Origin of the sequence: Geitlerinema sp. PCC 7407, from assembly GCF_000317045.1 — a bacterium.
Classification (GTDB): Bacteria; Cyanobacteriota; Cyanobacteriia; order PCC-7407; family PCC-7407; genus PCC-7407.
In genome coordinates this window covers 1,326,289-1,343,924 of the sequence record NC_019703.1, presented here as the reverse complement: position 1 = coordinate 1,343,924, position 17,636 = coordinate 1,326,289, and the positions used below count along the sequence as shown (strand labels likewise).

Genomic DNA, 17,636 nt, shown 5'->3' with positions numbered 1-17,636 from the left:
CCAGAAAATGTCCCTTGAAATCAGGGTTTCAGGCTTATCTGAAACAATTTGATAAAAATTCTGAGACATTAGTTTACATTTGTTGACATACTTTAGAGTAAAAATCCACGGTATTCATTTACAAATTTTAATAAATTGCCTGATTCTGGTAGAATAGAGTCGCCTACTTGCGCCTTGATTGGCTAACTCACTATTGCTTACCCAAAGCCCTAATCCCGAGGCCAGGGTCTGTCGGCCTCTCCAGTGCGATCGCTATTTAGAGCCATGATCGATAAGCGTGAACTTAATAAAAGATTAATAAAATCATCTAAAAATTGGCTCAAAATCTCTATCTCTGAGGTTCATATTCACTTTTAAACTGACCAAAAGACCCAGACTTTAAATCCAAAATCAGGTAAATAAGTCGGCTTGGGGCACTTTAAAGGACTCAGAAATATTAGTTTTTATTATAATTTTACAGTCTACTCTTTGCGTCTTTTCTGATTTATCTCTGCCCTCTTCTCCTGCACCAACCTCCCGATCTATGAGTATTCTTACCCTGCAATCAGTCCGTAAAGACTTCGGGATTAAAGAGATCCTCAAAGACGCCAGCTTAAGCCTAGACGCAGCGGATAAAGTTGGCATTATCGGGACCAACGGCTCTGGAAAATCCACGTTCCTCAAAATGCTAGCGGGGCTAGAACCCATTGATGGCGGGCAGTTGAACGTTGATCCTGGGGCTCGCATCACTTATCTTCCCCAAGAGCCAAACCTCGACGAAAATCACACCGTTCTCGAGCAAATCTTTGCCGATAGCGGTGAAAAAATGGCCCTGGTTCGCGAGTACGAAGACCTCTCCAATCGCCTCGCCCACGGTCATCACAATGATTCGCAGTCCATGGCGCGCCTATCGGTCATTACTCAACAAATGGACGCCATTGGTGCTTGGGATTTGGAAACCCAGGCCAAGATTATTCTGACGAAGCTTGGCATCGAAGATTTTGATGCGCCTATTCAGACGCTATCGGGGGGCTATCGCAAGCGAATTGCCCTAGCAGCCGCGCTTTTGGCTGAGCCCGATGCGCTGCTGATGGATGAGCCGACCAACCATTTGGATGCGGAGGCGGTGGAGTGGCTCCAGGACTATCTCAAGGGATACCGGGGGGCGCTGCTGCTGATCACCCACGATCGCTATTTCCTCGATCGCGTCACGAATCGCATCCTGGAAATCGATCGCGGCGACCTGACGAGCTACAGCGGCAACTACGCCTACTACCTCGAGCAAAAGACCCAGTCTGAAGCGGTGGAGGTGGGTCGCCAGCGCAAGCACCTCAATCTGCTGCGGCGCGAACTCGAGTGGCTCAAGCGCGGTCCCAAGGCTCGAAGCACCAAACAAAAGGCGCGCATCGACCGAGCCGAGGCTTTGCAGGAGCAGGAATTTAAGCAGGCCCTGGGGCGGGTGGAGATCTCAGCCCCCAGTCGCCGCCTGGGCAAGAAGGTGATTGAGCTGACGGGTATTTCCAAGGGATACGGCGATCGCACCTTGATTCGCGACTTTACCCACACCTTCGGCCCCGAAGACCGGATCGGCATCATCGGCAGCAACGGCACCGGCAAGTCGACCTTGATGAATATCATCACGGGGCGAGTTGAGCCGGACGCCGGCAGCGTGGACATTGGCTCCACGGTCCATATTGGCTACTTTGACCAGCACTCCGAGGACCTGGTGACCGGAGCCAACGCAGAGCAGCGGGTCCTAGACTATCTCAAGGAAGTGGCGGAGTACGTGCAGACGGGCGACGGCACCCGCATCACGGCCTCCCAGATGCTGGAGCGCTTCCTGTTTCCGCCCAATCAGCAGTATCTGCCCCTGCACAAGCTCTCGGGGGGCGAGCGCCGCCGCCTCTTTTTGCTCAAGGTGCTGATGGAAGCGCCCAACGTGCTGATCTTGGATGAGCCGACCAACGACCTAGACGTGCAGACGCTGGGGGTGCTCGAGGAGTACCTCGAAGACTTTGGCGGCTGCGTGATCACGGTGTCCCACGATCGCTATTTCCTCGATCGCACCGTGGAAACGATTTTTGCCCTAGAAGAAGGGGGGAAGGTCCGCCAATATCCCGGCAACTATTCGGTGTATCAGGAGATCAAGCAGGCAGAGCTAGCGGCGGCGGAGCAGGCTGCCCCGGCTAAACAAGCCGCGTCTGAGCCAGAGGCCGGGGCGATCGCCCGCAGTAGCTCCCACCGCCGCAAGTTCTCCAACCGAGAGCGGGAGGAATTTCAGCGTCTGGAAAAGGAAATTCCGGCCATGGAGAGCGAAAAAGCCGCCCTCGAAAAGCAGATTTACAGCGCTCTCCCTGGCTCTGTCAGCGAGGTTCAGAAGCTCTACGAGCGCATCGAGACCCTGACCCAAGCCATTGATGCCGGGACAGAGCGCTGGCTTGAGCTCTCCGAGATGGCTAACTAGAAAACCGTTGGGGGCGATCGCCCCCAACGGTTCCCAAACTCTCCCCATAAAGCCGCTGCCTAGACGCTAGGCCTCGGCTTTAGCAGCGGGATTCGCAATCTAGGCAGCGCAAGTATTTCAAGTCTTTTTTGATGGGAAGGAGTTTTGGCCTAGAACTTAGCTTCCAGGGACTTGAGAAACTCCGTATTGACGCCAGATTCGCGGGTCAGGGCAACGCGGCCCGTGCGGGCAATTTCGCGAATGCCAAAGCGGTTGAGCACCTGCACGATCGCGACCATCTTGCCAGGGTCGCCCACGACCTCTAGGGTCAGGGAATCTTCTGCAATGTCGACGACTCGCGCCCGGAATACCTGAGCCAGCTCAATAATTTCGGAGCGGGTGCCGCTGTTGGCGTTGACCTTCAGCAGCATCAGCTCTCGCTCTACGCAGGGCACCTCGGTAATGTCCTGCACCTTGAGAACATTGATCAGCTTGTAGAGCTGCTTGGTCAGCTGCTCAATCACATGATCGTCTCCCGGTACGACCATGGTGATCCGGGAGATCCCAACCTGTTCTGCGGGACCTACGGCAAGACTTTCGATGTTGAAGCCACGGCGGGCAAAAAGTCCGGCAATGCGGGTTAAGACTCCGGCCTCATCCTCAACCAGAACAGACAGGGTGTGTTTCATAACGGAGTGACTCAACAAATGCTGTGCAGGGGCCTATTTAGCGCGGCGGCAAAGTGGCAGGCCCTTTGAGGTTAGTCTCCTATTTTAGCGGATCCCCTAGGCGGAAACCGAGAGAGTCGGGGAAGTCGAAGGGGAAGCTTGGGCCGCGAGGCGGTGATGGCGATCGACCCAGTCCAAAATCAGCGAGTTCACTTGGTCGGGGCACTCGTCCTGGGGGCAATGGCCCGCGTTCTCGAGCTCCACTAACTCCAGGCGATCGCTGTGCTTGACAAACTCCTGAGACAGCCCCGGCGGAATCATTCGATCCTGCTTGCCCCAGATCAGCAGCATCGGGATCTCTAGAGTGGGCAGCACGGCTTTCACTCGGGGACCAAAATCAGCCTGAGTCATGGCGCTGATAATGCGACAAAAGGCCTGGGCAGCTCCTTTGTCCCGCGCAGGATACGCCAATATTTCCACCAGCTCATCGGTCACGGCTTCGGCACTGGCGTAGGCGATCTTGGCCCAGGGCCGAACGACGCTGGGCCGCCGCACCCAATAGAACAAGGGCCGCAGCAGCAGGAATTTGACGGCGTTTTCGATCGCCGTAATGGCGGGCAGCAGCGCCCTCGGGATCATTTCTTCGCGAATGGACGGGTCGGGCAGGCTCAGCATGACCAGTCCTTCTACCATCTCAGGATGGGCGATCGCCGCTCCCAGACACACCAAGGAACCGATGGAGTTGCCCACCAGCACCATCGGCTTGCCCACAAAAGTTCGCCAAAAATCGTAGAGCTGCTCCACCCACAAAGACACGTTGTAGACCGTGATGGCTTTTTCGGAGCCCCCAAACCCCAGCAAATCCAGCGCATAGACCGAATGGCGATCGCCCAGGGCCTCAATATTGTGTCGCCAGTGGCCAATGGAGGCCCCGAAGCCGTGCAGCAGCATCAGCGGCGGTGCCTCTCCTTCTCGCTGGGCCGCCGGCAAAAAGGTGTAGCGCGTCTGCCAGCCGCGCCAAACCCAGTCCCGCTGATAGCCCACGCGATGATGCCAATGTAAGGAAGCCGTCACAGGTTATGCCTCGATGTAGATCGCTAGAGACTGTGGTTCCATTTTAGTGCGGCGTTTTCGGTGCCTTTGGGAGCCTCTTACTCAGCCCGCTTCAGTGGCCTTCATTGCCAAAATTCGATCGCATTCCTGGGTTTCAGCCAGCCATAGATTGCGCCATCCTATTCCCCCGAAAGCCACCCCAAAAAGTTTATATTTTTGCTAAAAAATCAGTAGCCCATCGTCCAAAAATCGAAGGATCATTCCACGTGGCCAGGAACCTCCTGGGTTCCCCATGTACACTTGGTTTAATGGATTGTTTAATTCACTCATCCCAACGAAAACGGTTCATAACTGTCCTTCATGCCTGTAACCCCAAGAAAACAGCAAAGAGATTTACCCCAAATCAACGAGCGTATCCGCTTTCCGACAATCCGTGTCATCGACAGCGGTGGTGAGCAGCTTGGCATTATGACGCCTCAAGAGGCGATGCGAGTCGCCGACGAGCGAGAATTGGACTTGGTCCTAGTCAGTGATAAAGCAGACCCGCCCGTTTGCCGCATCATGGACTATGGCAAGTATAAATTCGAGCAAGAGAAAAAAGCCCGCGAAGCGAAGAAAAAGCAGCATTCGGCTGGCGTCAAAGAAGTGAAGATGCGCTACAAAATCGAAGAGCACGATTATCGAGTGCGCATCAATCAAGCCATCAAATTCTTGAAGTCGGGCGATAAGGTCAAGGCAACTGTCATGTTCCGGGGCCGGGAAATCCAGCATACGGACCTAGCAGAAGATTTGCTGAAGCGGATGGCTACGGATTTGCAAGAGGTTGCAGAAATCCAGCAGTCCCCCAAGCGGGAAGGCCGCAACATGATGATGCTGTTGTCGCCGAAGAAATAAACCAAACCGCTTGCGGTAAGGAAAGAAGGACGGCCGAAGAGTCGTCCTTTTTTATTTTTTCTTTTATCAGGGGTTAGCGGGTTTTGCTGAGGCTCACTGCTAGGATTGGGCGAGTTGACTGGGGTCGTTGAGCAGGGGCCTTTGGCAAGACTACGAACGGGGGACTGAGGCCTGAGCGCTCTGGGGGCGATCGCGCCTTTGCCGCACAGGAAGAGAACGCTAGCCGGGTAGAATAGCGGTCAATCTGGGCATTCTGGGCTCAGGCGTCCAAATCGTTGTACCTTCTGTTGTACCTTCAATGTACCTTCGGCGATCTGAAGGGTTCAACGGCTAACTCCAATTCCGGCAGGATGACGGTATGCGAGTCAAACAAAAGCAGCTAGCTGAGACGGCCTGGGGTCAACGGCTGCTGCGCTGGGTGAATCTACGACCGGAAGAGAGCGATCGCACGTTCTCGATGTTTTTCTTCTATACGGTGACGTCCATCGGGTTGCTGTGGATGGAGGCCAGCACCGTTGCGCTGTTCCTCGATCGCTACGGCGCAAACTCTCTGCCCTGGATTTATGTCATTGGCGCAGGTATCGCCTCGGGATTGGGCCTGATGTACTCCTGGATGCAGCGAGTTTTTCCGCTGCGCAAGGTGATTGTCGTCATTGGCTTTTTGATGGCGCTGCCGCTACTGCTGTTTTGGTTTGGGCTCCAGTGGCCGGTCCTAGCGGCGATCACGGTCTTTGGGATGCGGCTCTGGCTAGAGGCGATCTACACCCTCAACGACCTGAATGCCTCAATCACGGCGAACCAGCTGTTCAATATTCGCGAAATTAAGCGGGCGTTTCCCCTCATTAGCAGCGGAGTGCTGGTGGCGGATGTGGTCAGCGGCTTTGCACTGCCGGTGCTGGTGGCGCTGTTGGGCTTGCCCAATGTGATTTTGGTGGCGTGCGTTTTTATGACGCTGGGGGCCTGTGTGCTGTTTTATCTCAGCCGCACCTATCAGTCTTTTTTCCCAGATACGCCCCAGAGCCGGGGAGAAGGGCGATCGCACTTTCGCAACCGGCGAATTCAAGGCCCTTTACAGCGGTACGTGATGCTGCTGTTTGGCTTTTTTATCATGCTTCAGGTGCTGTTTTTGCTGGTGGATTTCCAGTACCTGAGCCAGCTAGAGCTGAATCTGAGCGGCGGCAGCATTGCGAGCTTCCTGGGACTTTTTAGCGGCGTCCTGGGGATTTTTGAGCTGACGACGCAGTGGTTTGCGTCCAGCCGCACGATTGAGCAGGTGGGGGTTTTCCGGTCGGCGATGCTGCTGCCCGCGGCGATCGCCTTTACGGCGGCTTCGTCCTTCATTGCCCTGTGGGTGGGCCCCCTGTTCTTCTTCTTGATCGTGATTTTGATGAAGTTCCTGGACGAGCTGCTGCGCTATACCCTGGTGGCCAGCATTAGCCCCGTCCTGTTTCAGCCGCTGCCAGATTCGATCAGCAGCCGGGTGCAGTCGGTGGTGCGCGGCATCGCCGAGCCGATTTCCACGGGCTTCACGGGCTTAGGCATTTTGTGTGTGATTTGGGTGTGCCGCCACGTTTTCCCCAATCTGTCTGCGCGCGATTTGCAGGCGTTCCAGGGCTGGATTTTCATTGGGGTGACGCTGATTGCGGCCATGATGTGGTTTGGCATTGTTTACTGGCTGCGATCGGGCTATGTGGATCTGCTGGTGCTGAGCGCTGAGCGTGGCGAACTGGGCACGTCGGACATCAACCCGCGATCGCTCAAGCGCGCGGTTTCAGAAACCCTCGAGAAGCCGGGCACCGACGAGCACAAACGCTCTTGCCTGGAAATGCTCAGCCAGCTCTATCCCCAGGATGTGGGCGAAGTCGTCGCCCACATCCTGCCCAAGCTCTCGCCAACGCTTCAGCGCCAGGGTCTTGAGGCAATGCTGGTTCATCCAAGCCCGCTCTACATCGAGCCGGTGCGATCGCTGCTGACCATGGGCCCGCCGCCGGACGTCTTGGCCCTGGTGCTGCGCTACATCTGGCTGACCGAGGCTGAACCGGATATTCAGCAACTGCGATCCTATCTGCACCCCGAGATGGACCCCATCGTGCGGGGAACGGCGGCGGCCATGATGCTGCGGCGGGGCAACCCGATCCAGAAGGCAGAAGCAACCAATGTGCTGCGGCGGATGCTGACCCACAGGCGCGAGCGGGAACGGATGACTGGCTGTCTGGCCCTGGGAGAAGCGCTGTATCTGCAAGCCCTGCGGATTCACATTCCCAAGCTGCTCCAGGATGAATCGCTGCGGGTGCGCTGCGCTTTGCTGGAGGCGATCGCCGCCACTCAGCTGCGAGAATATTACCCATCCCTCATCCAGGGTCTGCACTATCCGTCCACGCGCGACGCAGCCATGCGGGCCTTGGTCCGCTTGGGCAATGAGGTGCTGCCGCTGCTGATCGAGCAGGCCCAGGACATGCACAAGCCCGAGCTGATTCGGATGCAGGCCTGGAGCGCCATCGGTCAGATCGGCACCCTCGAGGCCATCGAGGCGCTGGTGCAGTACGTGATTTTGTCCTGGGGCAACGAGCGACGCAATGTGCTGCGGGTGCTGCTCAAGCTGCCCAAGCACCAAACGGCGATCGCCGAAGATCTCCTCGGTCGCAAGCAGGTCGAAGATCTCATTGACCAAGAACTGCGGTTCTTGGGCGAAATCTACGCGGTGCTGCTCGATTTGGCGCCGGAGCATATTCAGGGGCGCGAGGCTGAGCTATTGCAGCGATCGCTCCAAGACATGCAGAGCGACACCCTCGAGCGCCTGTTTTTGCTCTTGCGCTTTCTCTATCCGTCCGGGGCCGTGCAGGCAGGAGCGTTTAACCTGCAGTCCCACTCTCGGGCCAACGTCGCGCGGGGTCTGGAAATTTTGGACAACACCCTCGACCTCGGCCGCAAGCGATCGCTGCTCATCGTGCTCGACCGACGCTCCACCCTCGAAAAACTCCAGAGCCTTAGTGATCTCGTGACCTACGAGCCCATGACTCCCAGCGATCGCCTGCGCTATCTGATGGATCGCCAGCATTTCCTCTCGGACTGGGGGCTCGCCTGCTGCTTTCATCTGGCCTATCGCGCCCGCTGGAGCATTCCCGCCGAGCAGACCCTTGCCTGCCTGAGCCATCCCATCGGCTTTGTCCGTGAAGCCGTTCTCAGCTATCTCTCCATGGCTTCTCCCCGTACCCTGCGGGAGATCTTACCCATGATGGCCAACGATCCCAATCGACTGGTCGCTCACCAAGTCGCCCGACTCATGCAAGAGATGGGGATTTCGGCTCCGGGCGCAAATGCCGCTTCCTCGCCGCGAAGCCCTGCTCCTGAGCGGTCTACCAGCACCATGCAATTTCGGCCCACCTAGGTCCCAGGCCCACGCGCGGGCCTGCGAGCTGCGACCATGGAGAAAATTGATTTGATTTATGATGGTGCTGAATTGCTAAAACCTCCGCTCCAGTGGGCATTCTAGGGTTGGAAGTATCGCCTAAGCGAGAAATTGGGTTGTTGGGGTTTCTGTCCCGTCTTATTTCCTTATGCTGACTAGTGTCGATCGCTTGCTTTTCGTTCGCAAAGTACCGCTGTTTCAGGAGCTACGGGACGATTTTTTGATTCGCCTGGCATCGGTCATGGACGAAATTTCCTTTGACACTGGCCACACCATTTTCACCGAAGGCGAAGAAGGGCGATCGCTCTACATCGTCGTTTCCGGGCGCGTCCGGGTCCACATCGCCGATCGCGAACTGGCTCAGCTCAGCGAAGGCACCCCTTTTGGGGAAATGGCGCTTTTCGATGCCGAACCCCGCTCCGCTTCCATCACCACTCTTGAACCCTGCGAATGCCTCGTCCTGACCCAACAGCAGCTCTACGACGCCATCTACGAAACCCCAGGCATCGCCATCAACATCATCAAGATCCTGTCGCGGCGGGTCCGAGAGCTCAACCGCCGCCTCGACGGCCAGAAGAACAACAGCTTGCCCACTATGCACACCCAGCCCCTGGTGCTTAATCACGGTCGTGGGCCTGTGTACTAAGTTCGTTTGGCCCCATCGCCAATCTTTACGCAGCAATCAAACCAGAAAAAAAGCGATCGCTTTGTTAGTTCAAGGGCGATCGCATGGCAGTTTTTTGAGGCTCGCGCAAGTCTTTAGGAGCAGGCTATTCGCAAAAGGCGATCGCCTGCTCCTAGAGACTTGCGAAACTTAGCGCCGAAGCGTGAACCGGGGAATCAGTAACCCTAGCTCACCGACACAGACATCACTCCTTCTAGGGCATTGCGCAGAGTTTCAGCCTTGTCCAGGCGTTCCCAGGGCAGGTCGAGATCCGTCCGGCCAAAGTGACCATAAGCTGCCACGTCTTGATAGAAGCGGCCTCCGCGATCGCTCGGCAGATGACGCAGGTTAAACTCCTGGATGATGCCCGCTGGGCGCAGCTCGAAGTGAGCCTTCACGGCTTCCAGCAGTTGCTCATCGGGGACCTTGCCCGTCCCAAAGGTGTCGATCATCACGCTCACCGGGCGCGCCACGCCGATCGCATAGCTCAGCTGCACTTCGCACTTCTCAGCCAGACCAGCCGCAACGATGTTCTTCGCGACATAGCGGCAAGCGTAGGCAGCGCTGCGGTCCACCTTCGTGGGATCCTTACCAGAGAAGGCACCACCGCCATGGCGGGAATATCCACCGTAGGTATCCACGATGATCTTGCGGCCCGTCAGACCAGAGTCGCCCTGGGGTCCACCAATCACAAATTTACCGGTGGGGTTCACCAAGAAGCGGGTGTTGGTGTCCGGCTTGACGCTGATGTCAGAGAAAATCGGCTCTACCACCAGCGCCCACAGATCTTCTTTGATCTTGGCCTGCACCGCTGCTTCGTCGATCACGTCGCCGATCGCCGCCGTGTGCTGAGTCGAAATCAAAATGGTGTCGATGCCGATGGGTCGGCCATCTTCATAGAGGACCGTCACCTGGGTCTTGCCGTCGGGACGCAGATAGGACAGCTGTCCCGTCTTGCGCACAGCGGCTAGGCGTCGAGCCATCCGGTGGGCCAGGCTGATCGGGAGCGGCATGAACTCGGGGGTTTCGTCGCAAGCAAACCCAAACATGATGCCTTGGTCGCCTGCACCAATGGTGTCCAGCTCCTCGTCGCTCATCTGCTCGCGCTGCTCGTGAGCAGAGTCCACGCCCTGGGCAATGTCAGCAGACTGTCTATCCAGAGCAATTAGCACAGAGCAGCTATTGGCAGCAAAGCCGCTCACTTCAGCGCTATCAGTTCCGGTGTAGCCGATCTCAGCGATTTTTTTGCGGGCCAGATCAATATAGTTGATCTGAGCTTGAGACGTAATCTCGCCCGTGATCAAAACCAGTCCTGTATTGACGACCACTTCTGCCGCTACACGGCTATGGGGATCTGCGGACAGGTGAGCATCTAAAATAGCGTCTGAAATCTGGTCACAAATCTTGTCGGGGTGACCTTCCGTTACAGATTCCGAGGTAAATAGGTAGCGACGAGACAAGGATAGACCCTCTCTTTGGCTAAACAAACCGTTTGAGTTCTGATGGCTTATAGGTCAAAGAGGCCTCAAAGCGCACAGGTTACAAGTCCAGAGATTATATCATTCTAAAGTTCTACAAATATTGCAGCGAAAATCAGGAACGTTACCTATGCACGACAGAGAAAAGGGCGAGCGTTTTTGGCTCAGTTGTTAACTTGGAGAGCCGGAAAAAGCAACACAGCCCTTTGCCTCTCAGGCGCAGGGAGACTCTTCAAGCCCTAGGGTCAAGGGTTAAGCAAGCTGCAACACTTTGAATTCTTTGGGGCCGACCAAGATTTCCTGGGCATGGTTCAGGGTCACGGGCTGCTCCCAGCCCCACTGGACACCCAGAGCCCCCAAAGAACCGGCGGATTGGGCCATCGTCATGTCGGCATCGGAGTCTCCGACCATGAGTGTTTGCTGTGGCAATACTCCCAAAACTGCGCAGGCGTGCAGGAAGCCGGCGGGGTGGGGCTTGTTGGGCCTGATCTCGGCGCCAACGATGACGCTAATGTGCGATCGCAGTCCATAGGCGTCGACAAAAGCCTCAATATTGGCCTGGGAATCGGAGGAAACGATGCCGAGCTTGAGCCCAGTTTGAGCCAGCTGACTCAACAAAGCATCCAGGCCTGGTATCAGTGGTGTCTGATCTGCTTTATTGCCTGCCCTGGAGTCTGCTTGCACAAAGGCTGTCTGGGCAATGGTTACCGCTTCGATCCAGGGGATACCGGTTTCAGCAATGTAAGCTGCCGCCGCGATCGCATTTTCCTGTCGCGTCCCCACCGCCAGCAAGCCAGCCGGATGAACGCGATCGCCCGTCATTCCCCAGGCTCGCCTCAGGGCAGCGCCCACTCCCGGCACTTCTTGCTCAATCAGGTGCGATCGCAGCTGACCCACTCGGCTCAAATATCCCTCTACTCGAGCCAGCGTACCGTCTTTATCAAACAGCACCGCCTGCACACTCTCAAATCGCCGCCCACCACACTGAAGCGAAACCAAACCAGCCCCCAAAATTTTGAATAGTCACAACGAAAAAAGAGGGTCAAGCCCTCTTTTTTCAAACTTAGAATTTAAGCTCGATGCTAAATCGAGCAATCTTAACCCTGTCTAGCTGTCAGCAGACAAAGCTTCTTCGCCCACTTCCTCTTCAGAAGCAGCCGCGCCTGCATCACCACCAGACTGGCTGGCCAGCATTTGCTCACGGTACTTCGCCGCCATTTCCTCAGCTTTTTCGTACACCAGCTGGGGATTCTTCACCATGTCGCCCGGCTCGGGCTCAAGCTGCTTGGTCGACAGCGAAATCCGTCCACGCTCAGCATCCAGGTCAATGATCATGACCTTCACCTCGTCATTCACATTGAAGACGCTGTGAGGCGTGTCGATGTGATCATGAGAGATTTCAGAAATGTGCAGCAGACCGCTCACGCCGCCGATGTCGATGAACGCACCGTAAGGCTTGATGCCACGGACCGTACCGATCACCACTTCGCCCACTTCCAGGCGGTTCATCTTGCGCTCAACCAGCGCACGACGATGGCTCAGCACAAGACGGTTGCGATCTTCGTCCACTTCCAGGAACTTGAGGGGAAGCTCTTCGCCCACCAACTCTTCCTTGGGCTTGCGGGTGCTGATGTGAGAGCCAGGAATAAATCCTCGCAGGCCTTCAATTCGCACCAGTGCACCACCACGGTTGGTTGCGAACACGCTGGAGCGCACGGTTGCGTCTTCTTGCTGCAGCTGACGAACCCGCTCCCAAGCACGCATGTACTCGATGCGACGAATGGAGAGGGTCAGCTGACCATCTTCGTTCTCATCGGTGAGGATGAAAAACTCACGCGTTTCGTTGGACTGAAGCACTTCGTCTGGTGCATCAACGCGGTTGATTGACATCTCCTGAATGGGGATGTAAGCCGCCGTCTTTGCACCGATGTCAATCAGAGCACCTCTCGGCTCCAGACTAAAGACGGTACCAGCCACAATATCGCCGGGGCTGAAGTGATAGTCGTATTTGTCGAGTAGGGCTGCAAAATCTTCGTGGGTAAAGCCAATATCTGTAGCCGTTGTATCCTGATTGACCATGCTAATCGAGTCCTGGTTGCTATCTCCGTGAACGTTGTGTCTCCCTGTCGATGCGCACACCAAGAAATGCGTGTCACATCCACATTTCTTCGGAATCTATTGTAGGAGATTCTGGTGAGAATCTATTAAAGTTCATCAGAAGATCCATAGTACCTTGAAACGAAACTCAGCGCTACTTATCAGAGAGCAGCGCGATCGCGCCTCAGGTCCTTGATCTTCTCAAACTCTATGGGCTGTGCGAACCCTGCTGCCACCACGCCAGGGGAGACGCTTAGTGAGGCAGCGAGCTAGAAATGGGACGATCGCTTTCCTCCGAGACAGCATCCTCTCGGGAATGATCAACGTGCCCCTTATGCTCCTGGAGATGATCCAGCGTGTCAATGAAGTCCCGAATTCCTCGAAACTGTCGATATACCGAAGCAAATCGGACGTAGGCCACCTCACTCAAAGACTGCAGCGATCGCAGCACAAGCTCACCAATCTCGTTACTGCTAACCTCACGCACAACCTGCTGCTGAAGCTCCGCCTCAATTTCATCGACCAAAGTCTCAATTTGCTCCGCCAAGACCCCCGTTTTCTCACAAGCTCGCGTAATGCCATGGACAAGCTTTGAGCGATCGAAGGACTCTCGCTGACCATCTCGTTTTAATACCGTGATCGGGACGAACTCTATACGCTCATACGTCGTAAAGCGGCGATTGCACTGCAAACACTCCCGGCGGCGCCGGACACTTTGACCAGCTTCCGCAGAGCGAGACTCTAGGACTCGACTATCCGTGTGTTGACAGAAAGGGCACCGCATACAGAGAGTCCTCAATCTAAAAAATGAGGTGACAACGCGCTCAAGCCTTCAAAATCAGCACTTTTTATCCGTGCTTAACGCAAAAATCTGAGCCAGATCCAAGCAGTTTAGAAAACTGTTGCCTAACGGCAGACTCAGATGGCTCAGACTTGCAGAAAATCGATTGACCCACAGTCTCACGTTCAACCTTTCCAAGAATTCATGAGGTCTGAGAGGTCCTGCGAAATCAAGGTTTAGCTCTTTCCGATACGAGGAGGCTCACGGAAAGCGATCGCGAAAAAGAGAACGCCGATCGCCAAAGTCAAAATCAAAATGTATGCAACAGCTTCCATGGCAAAAGTCCTGGTGTGTCAGCCTAATACTCAGTGTATCAACGAACAGATGAGAATGATCTAACCGCGCTCCATTAACTAGGAGGCACAATCAGATCATTCTCATAACATCAAGCGAAGATCATCGCCGATCCAGAAACAGTCCTAAGCTGCTTCCTTTGCTTTACGAGTGGACTTATCACCCACCTTCGCATAGAAGCCCCACTCGACCTGCTCTTCAGACAGCTCCGGATCCACACCCGCAAACACGTCGCGGAACAGCGTCCGAGAACCGTGCCAAATATGGCCAAAGAAGAACAGCAGAGCGAACACAGCATGGCCGTACGTAAACCAGCCACGGGGGCTAGTACGGAACACACCATCAGACTCAGCAACTTCGCGATCGAACTCGAAGATTTCACCCAATTGAGCCTTACGGGCATACTTCTTCACCGTCGCGGGATCGCTGAAGGATTGACCATCCAGCTCACCGCCGTAGAAGGCAACCGTAACGCCAGTCTGCTCAAAGCTGTACTTCGACTCAGCCCGACGGAAAGGAATGTCAGCGCGAACAATCCCTTCAGAATCCGTCAGCAGCACCGGGAACGTTTCAAAGAAGTTGGGCAGACGACGAACCGTCAGCTCGCGACCCTCACCATCCTTGAAGACCGGGTGGCCTTGCCAAGCCACAGCAACACCATCACCCTTGATCATCGGGCCGGTGCGGAACAAACCACCCTTAGCAGGGTTGTTGCCCACATAGTCGTAGAAAGCAAGCTTCTCAGGAATCGCAGCCCAAGCATCATCAAGGCTCTTGCCATCCGCAATTTCAGCCTGAACGCGGCGATCGATTTCCTGTTGGAAGTAATTGTTATCCCACTGATAGCGCGTCGGACCAAACAGCTCAATGGGCGTAGCTGCGCTGCCGTACCACATGGTGCCAGCAACCACAAACGCCGCAAAGAAAACCGCAGCAATACTGCTAGAAAGCACCGTCTCAATGTTACCCATCCGCAGCGCCCGGTAGAGACGCTCAGGCGGACGAACACTGAGGTGGAACAGACCCGCAATAATGCCAACAACCCCCGCAGCAATGTGGTGAGCCACAATACCGCCCGGATTGAACGGGTTGAAACCTGCCGGTCCCCATTCAGGCGCCACAGGCTGGATACTTCCCGTCAAGCCATAGGGATCAGAGACCCACATCCCCGGACCAAACAGGCCCGAGAGGTGGAACGCACCAAAGCCAAAGCACAGTAGACCAGACAAGAACAGGTGAATGCCGAACATCTTCGGCAAGTCGAGCGCCGGCTCACCCGTACGGGGATCGCGGAACAGCTCTAGGTCCCAATAGACCCAGTGCCAGCAAGCTGCCAAGAACAGCAGACCAGAAAGAATGATGTGCGCTGCGGCAACACCCTCAAAGGACCAGAAACCAGGGTTAACAGCAGTTTCACCCGTAATGCTCCATCCACCCCAGGATTGGGTCACACCCAAGCGGGCCATGAATGGCATCACGAACATGCCCTGCCGCCACATAGGGCTGAGGACGGGATCGCTAGGATCAAAAATTGCCAGCTCATAAAGCGCCATTGAGCCAGCCCAGCCCGCAACCAGAGCGGTGTGCATGAGGTGCACAGCAATCAGTCGGCCTGGATCATTCAGGACGACTGTGTGTACTCGGTACCAAGGTAGTCCCATTGACTACGCTCCTCCTCTGTGTATTCCTACTTCAACGGCTGTTTCAGCGTTTTTTAACGAATCAGATACTGGTAAAGCTACCAGATCTAACCTGGCTAAAGATACAAAACTGCCTGCCTTACCCAGAATCTAGCCACTGAAACCAAGCAACGCAGACAGTTTGACAGTACGCTTGTAAAAATGAAAGTGTATAAAGAAGTGTAACTACTGTTAGGGTTCGTGGCAAGACGTGAGGATTTCAGTAGCAAATCGAGAGTTACATAAGTAAACATATAGAAATAAAAGTTAAAAACAATAAGGTCTAGGAAAGGAGGATAAACTCATGACGCAGTCCGCAAAACCAGCACCGACAGGAAAAACCAGCATGGCCAGCATTCAGTTTGCAAAAGAAGAGAAAGAAATTGTTGTTGCTGAAGGGGCCAACCTGAGAATCAAAGCTCTGGAAAACGGCATAGACATCTATACCCTGATGGGCAAAATGATGAACTGTGGCGGCTATGGCCAATGCGGGACCTGCATTGTTGAGGTTCTAGAAGGCATGGAAAACCTCTCTCCTCGGACCGATGTAGAGGACCGAAAGCTTCGCAAAAAAGCTGACAGCTATCGCCTCGCTTGTCAGGCTCTAGTCAACGGCCCCGTCTGCATCAAAACCAAGCCTCAGAGCCGCTAGCGACAGCAATTCTTGTCGGAATCAAGCCCTAGAAAGGGGACTTCACTGCCAGAGTGCTTAGCTCTGGTGATATTCTGAAAGGGTCAATTGCAGTTGAGATAGGGGCTGGATTGAATGCAAGTTAACGAGCTAGGGTTTGTAGCCAGCATTTTGTTTGTCTTGGTTCCATCAGTTTTCTTACTGATTCTCTACATCCAGACCGCTAGCCGCGAAAGCAGCGGTCAATAGAGCGGGTGCTGCTATCAGCCGTCTTGGAGCTTGCTCTCCAAGATTTAGTCGCAGTCATGCGCTGTCTTAGCATCCTCTGAATGTGTCAAAGCTCCCATTCCTTTTCTGTAAGGGATGGGAGCTTTGATTTGTGAAGCGAGAAAACTGAGAGAACGCTAGGCTAGAGTCCGCGTTAGGAGTACGGGACAGTTAGCATAGACCCGGATGTAGTCAGACAGCGAGGTCCCTAGAAGGCGATCGAGGTCCGGGAGCCCTTTGGCAATGGAGGGACGGCGATCGGGGGATCCCAGCATCAAGAGATCAACGCCCATCTCATCCACCAGGGAGCAGATTTCTTCTCCTGCCTTACCCACCTTGGAAACGCATTTGTAGGAAACCCCTTGTTTTCGGGCTTCTTCGGCTGCGGCTACCAAGACCGGATCTTGATCGGGGCTGTCGGGGCCTTTTTGGCCTTTGGTGACGTGGGTCAGGATGATTTGACCGCCTTTGACATCTCGAATGAGATACAGGGCGAGCTTCAAGCAGTCCTTCGCCGATTCGGAGTTGTCAAGAGCAACCATGATGCGCTGGAGCTTCTTGACGTAGATGTCGTCGCGCACGAGGAGCATGGAGCGGGACGACAGCTGGAAGACGTACTGGCTGACGGAGTTTTCGAGGATGGACTGAAGGCGCTTGAGGCCGCGAGAGCCCATGATGATGAGGTCAGCGCCGATGTCTTCTGCGACCTGGCAGACGACGTCTTTGGGCTCTCCCTGCTTGAGCATGGTGGAGACGTGGCTGGGGTCGAGGTTGAGAGATTGGACGGCGGTCGCAAGGATTTTGCCCCCCTCCTCCCACTTTTCGGTCATTTCATCGGTGGTGACCTGGGAAGGAACAACGTGCAGGACAGTCACGGAAGCCCTTTGGATACAGGGCAGATCCATGAGGGTTTTGATCATGGCTTCGGCCTGACCTGCACCAGAATCAGCAAGTAGAATTTTTTCAATCATAGTGAGTTGACCTACAACTCGTTTTGGAATTCGTCATGAGTTAACAATGTTGAGGATGATTCACGACAGTCTGATGGGTCAGGGTTGAAATGAGGACAAAATATTTCTCGGTAAAATTTTGTCCGCAGCTGCCTTGAACTCCCCATTAGCAGCTAATGATACTGGCAAAGGTGGCTCAGCTGGCGAGTTTTCAGATTTTCTGATGTTTAGATGTAACAGATGATTACTATCATTTAAAAGTCTGAAGAGAGAGCGTCGAAAAGTTTTG

15 protein-coding genes are annotated in these 17,636 nt (G+C 54.9%); 6 read left to right on the top strand and 9 right to left on the bottom strand.

Annotation, left to right across the window (positions count from 1 at the left end):
• The first annotated feature begins 523 nt into the window (after positions 1-523).
• The gene (locus GEI7407_RS05730) at positions 524-2,443 is read left to right on the top strand and encodes an ABC-F family ATP-binding cassette domain-containing protein (RefSeq protein ID WP_015171192.1); all 1,920 of its coding nucleotides are present in this window, start codon (positions 524-526) and stop codon (positions 2,441-2,443) included.
• 149 nt (positions 2,444-2,592) lie between these two features.
• On the opposite strand, the gene ilvN is transcribed toward GEI7407_RS05730, so the two are convergent.
• Together ilvN and GEI7407_RS05720 are read right to left on the bottom strand one after the other, a co-directional pair.
• Positions 2,593-3,111: an acetolactate synthase small subunit gene (gene ilvN, locus GEI7407_RS05725; protein ID WP_015171191.1), complete on the bottom strand. Its 519-nt coding sequence runs from the start codon at positions 3,109-3,111 to the stop codon at positions 2,593-2,595.
• A gap of 96 nt (positions 3,112-3,207) precedes the next feature.
• Entirely contained in the window at positions 3,208-4,164 is a 957-nt protein-coding gene (locus tag GEI7407_RS05720) for an alpha/beta fold hydrolase (protein WP_015171190.1), read from the bottom strand.
• Between the two features lie 339 nt (positions 4,165-4,503).
• Here GEI7407_RS05720 and infC point away from each other — a divergent pair, with 339 nt between their 5' ends.
• From infC to GEI7407_RS05705, 3 genes are all read left to right on the top strand, one after another.
• Positions 4,504-5,037: a translation initiation factor IF-3 gene (gene infC, locus GEI7407_RS05715; protein ID WP_015171189.1), complete on the top strand. Its 534-nt coding sequence runs from the start codon at positions 4,504-4,506 to the stop codon at positions 5,035-5,037.
• 358 nt (positions 5,038-5,395) lie between these two features.
• Positions 5,396-8,425: a HEAT repeat domain-containing protein gene (locus GEI7407_RS05710; protein WP_015171188.1), complete on the top strand. Its 3,030-nt coding sequence runs from the start codon at positions 5,396-5,398 to the stop codon at positions 8,423-8,425.
• Between the two features lie 169 nt (positions 8,426-8,594).
• Positions 8,595-9,092, top strand: a complete 498-nt coding sequence (locus GEI7407_RS05705; protein WP_015171187.1) for a Crp/Fnr family transcriptional regulator — start codon at positions 8,595-8,597, stop codon at positions 9,090-9,092.
• Positions 9,093-9,295: 203 nt separating this feature from the next.
• Here the strand turns inward: GEI7407_RS05705 and metK are convergent, their stop codons facing one another.
• The 6 genes from metK to psbB all read right to left on the bottom strand — a co-directional run bounded on the left by metK (position 9,296) and on the right by psbB (position 15,481).
• Positions 9,296-10,570, bottom strand: a complete 1,275-nt coding sequence (gene metK, locus GEI7407_RS05700; protein ID WP_015171186.1) for a methionine adenosyltransferase — start codon at positions 10,568-10,570, stop codon at positions 9,296-9,298.
• Between the two features lie 270 nt (positions 10,571-10,840).
• Positions 10,841-11,587 (bottom strand): HAD family hydrolase, encoded by a 747-nt coding sequence (locus tag GEI7407_RS05695; protein ID WP_015171185.1) that lies wholly within the window; start codon positions 11,585-11,587, stop codon positions 10,841-10,843.
• Positions 11,588-11,695: 108 nt separating this feature from the next.
• Positions 11,696-12,667, bottom strand: coding sequence for a 30S ribosomal protein S1 (locus GEI7407_RS05690; protein WP_015171184.1), 972 nt, complete (start codon positions 12,665-12,667; stop codon positions 11,696-11,698).
• 271 nt (positions 12,668-12,938) lie between these two features.
• Complete coding sequence (gene nrdR, locus GEI7407_RS05685) at positions 12,939-13,469, bottom strand: transcriptional regulator NrdR (protein ID WP_015171183.1); 531 nt, start codon at positions 13,467-13,469, stop codon at positions 12,939-12,941.
• 233 nt (positions 13,470-13,702) lie between these two features.
• Positions 13,703-13,801, bottom strand: coding sequence for a photosystem II reaction center protein T (locus tag GEI7407_RS19910; protein WP_015171182.1), 99 nt, complete (start codon positions 13,799-13,801; stop codon positions 13,703-13,705).
• A gap of 144 nt (positions 13,802-13,945) precedes the next feature.
• Positions 13,946-15,481: a photosystem II chlorophyll-binding protein CP47 gene (gene psbB / locus GEI7407_RS05680; RefSeq protein ID WP_015171181.1), complete on the bottom strand. Its 1,536-nt coding sequence runs from the start codon at positions 15,479-15,481 to the stop codon at positions 13,946-13,948.
• Between the two features lie 364 nt (positions 15,482-15,845).
• Between psbB and GEI7407_RS05675 the strand changes: the two genes are divergently transcribed.
• Both GEI7407_RS05675 and psbM read left to right on the top strand, forming a co-directional pair.
• The gene (locus GEI7407_RS05675) at positions 15,846-16,151 is read left to right on the top strand and encodes a 2Fe-2S iron-sulfur cluster-binding protein (RefSeq protein WP_041268285.1); all 306 of its coding nucleotides are present in this window, start codon (positions 15,846-15,848) and stop codon (positions 16,149-16,151) included.
• A gap of 114 nt (positions 16,152-16,265) precedes the next feature.
• Positions 16,266-16,379 carry a photosystem II reaction center protein PsbM gene (psbM, locus tag GEI7407_RS19905; protein ID WP_015171179.1) on the top strand — a complete coding sequence of 38 codons (114 nt, stop codon included), beginning with the start codon at positions 16,266-16,268 and terminating at the stop codon, positions 16,377-16,379.
• A 155-nt stretch (positions 16,380-16,534) separates the two neighbouring features.
• Here psbM and GEI7407_RS05670 read toward each other — a convergent pair whose 3' ends face one another.
• Complete coding sequence (locus GEI7407_RS05670) at positions 16,535-17,368, bottom strand: universal stress protein (protein WP_015171178.1); 834 nt, start codon at positions 17,366-17,368, stop codon at positions 16,535-16,537.
• Positions 17,369-17,636: the final 268 nt, after the last annotated feature.

Excerpts from the sequence above, each read along its gene's own strand:
- psbM (WP_015171179.1), top strand. The coding sequence starts at position 16,266 with ATGCAAGTTAACGAGCTAGGGTTTGTAGCCAGCATTTTGTTTGTCTTG.
- GEI7407_RS05690 (WP_015171184.1), bottom strand. The coding sequence starts at position 12,667 with ATGGTCAATCAGGATACAACGGCTACAGATATTGGCTTTACCCACGAA.
- GEI7407_RS05710 (WP_015171188.1), top strand. The coding sequence starts at position 5,396 with ATGCGAGTCAAACAAAAGCAGCTAGCTGAGACGGCCTGGGGTCAACGG.
- GEI7407_RS05705 (WP_015171187.1), top strand. The coding sequence starts at position 8,595 with ATGCTGACTAGTGTCGATCGCTTGCTTTTCGTTCGCAAAGTACCGCTG.
- ilvN (WP_015171191.1), bottom strand. The coding sequence starts at position 3,111 with ATGAAACACACCCTGTCTGTTCTGGTTGAGGATGAGGCCGGAGTCTTA.
- psbB (WP_015171181.1), bottom strand. The coding sequence starts at position 15,481 with ATGGGACTACCTTGGTACCGAGTACACACAGTCGTCCTGAATGATCCA.
- GEI7407_RS05675 (WP_041268285.1), top strand. The coding sequence starts at position 15,846 with ATGGCCAGCATTCAGTTTGCAAAAGAAGAGAAAGAAATTGTTGTTGCT.
- GEI7407_RS19910 (WP_015171182.1), bottom strand. The coding sequence starts at position 13,801 with ATGGAAGCTGTTGCATACATTTTGATTTTGACTTTGGCGATCGGCGTT.
- GEI7407_RS05730 (WP_015171192.1), top strand. The coding sequence starts at position 524 with ATGAGTATTCTTACCCTGCAATCAGTCCGTAAAGACTTCGGGATTAAA.
- nrdR (WP_015171183.1), bottom strand. The coding sequence starts at position 13,469 with ATGCGGTGCCCTTTCTGTCAACACACGGATAGTCGAGTCCTAGAGTCT.
- infC (WP_015171189.1), top strand. The coding sequence starts at position 4,504 with ATGCCTGTAACCCCAAGAAAACAGCAAAGAGATTTACCCCAAATCAAC.
- GEI7407_RS05670 (WP_015171178.1), bottom strand. The coding sequence starts at position 17,368 with ATGATTGAAAAAATTCTACTTGCTGATTCTGGTGCAGGTCAGGCCGAA.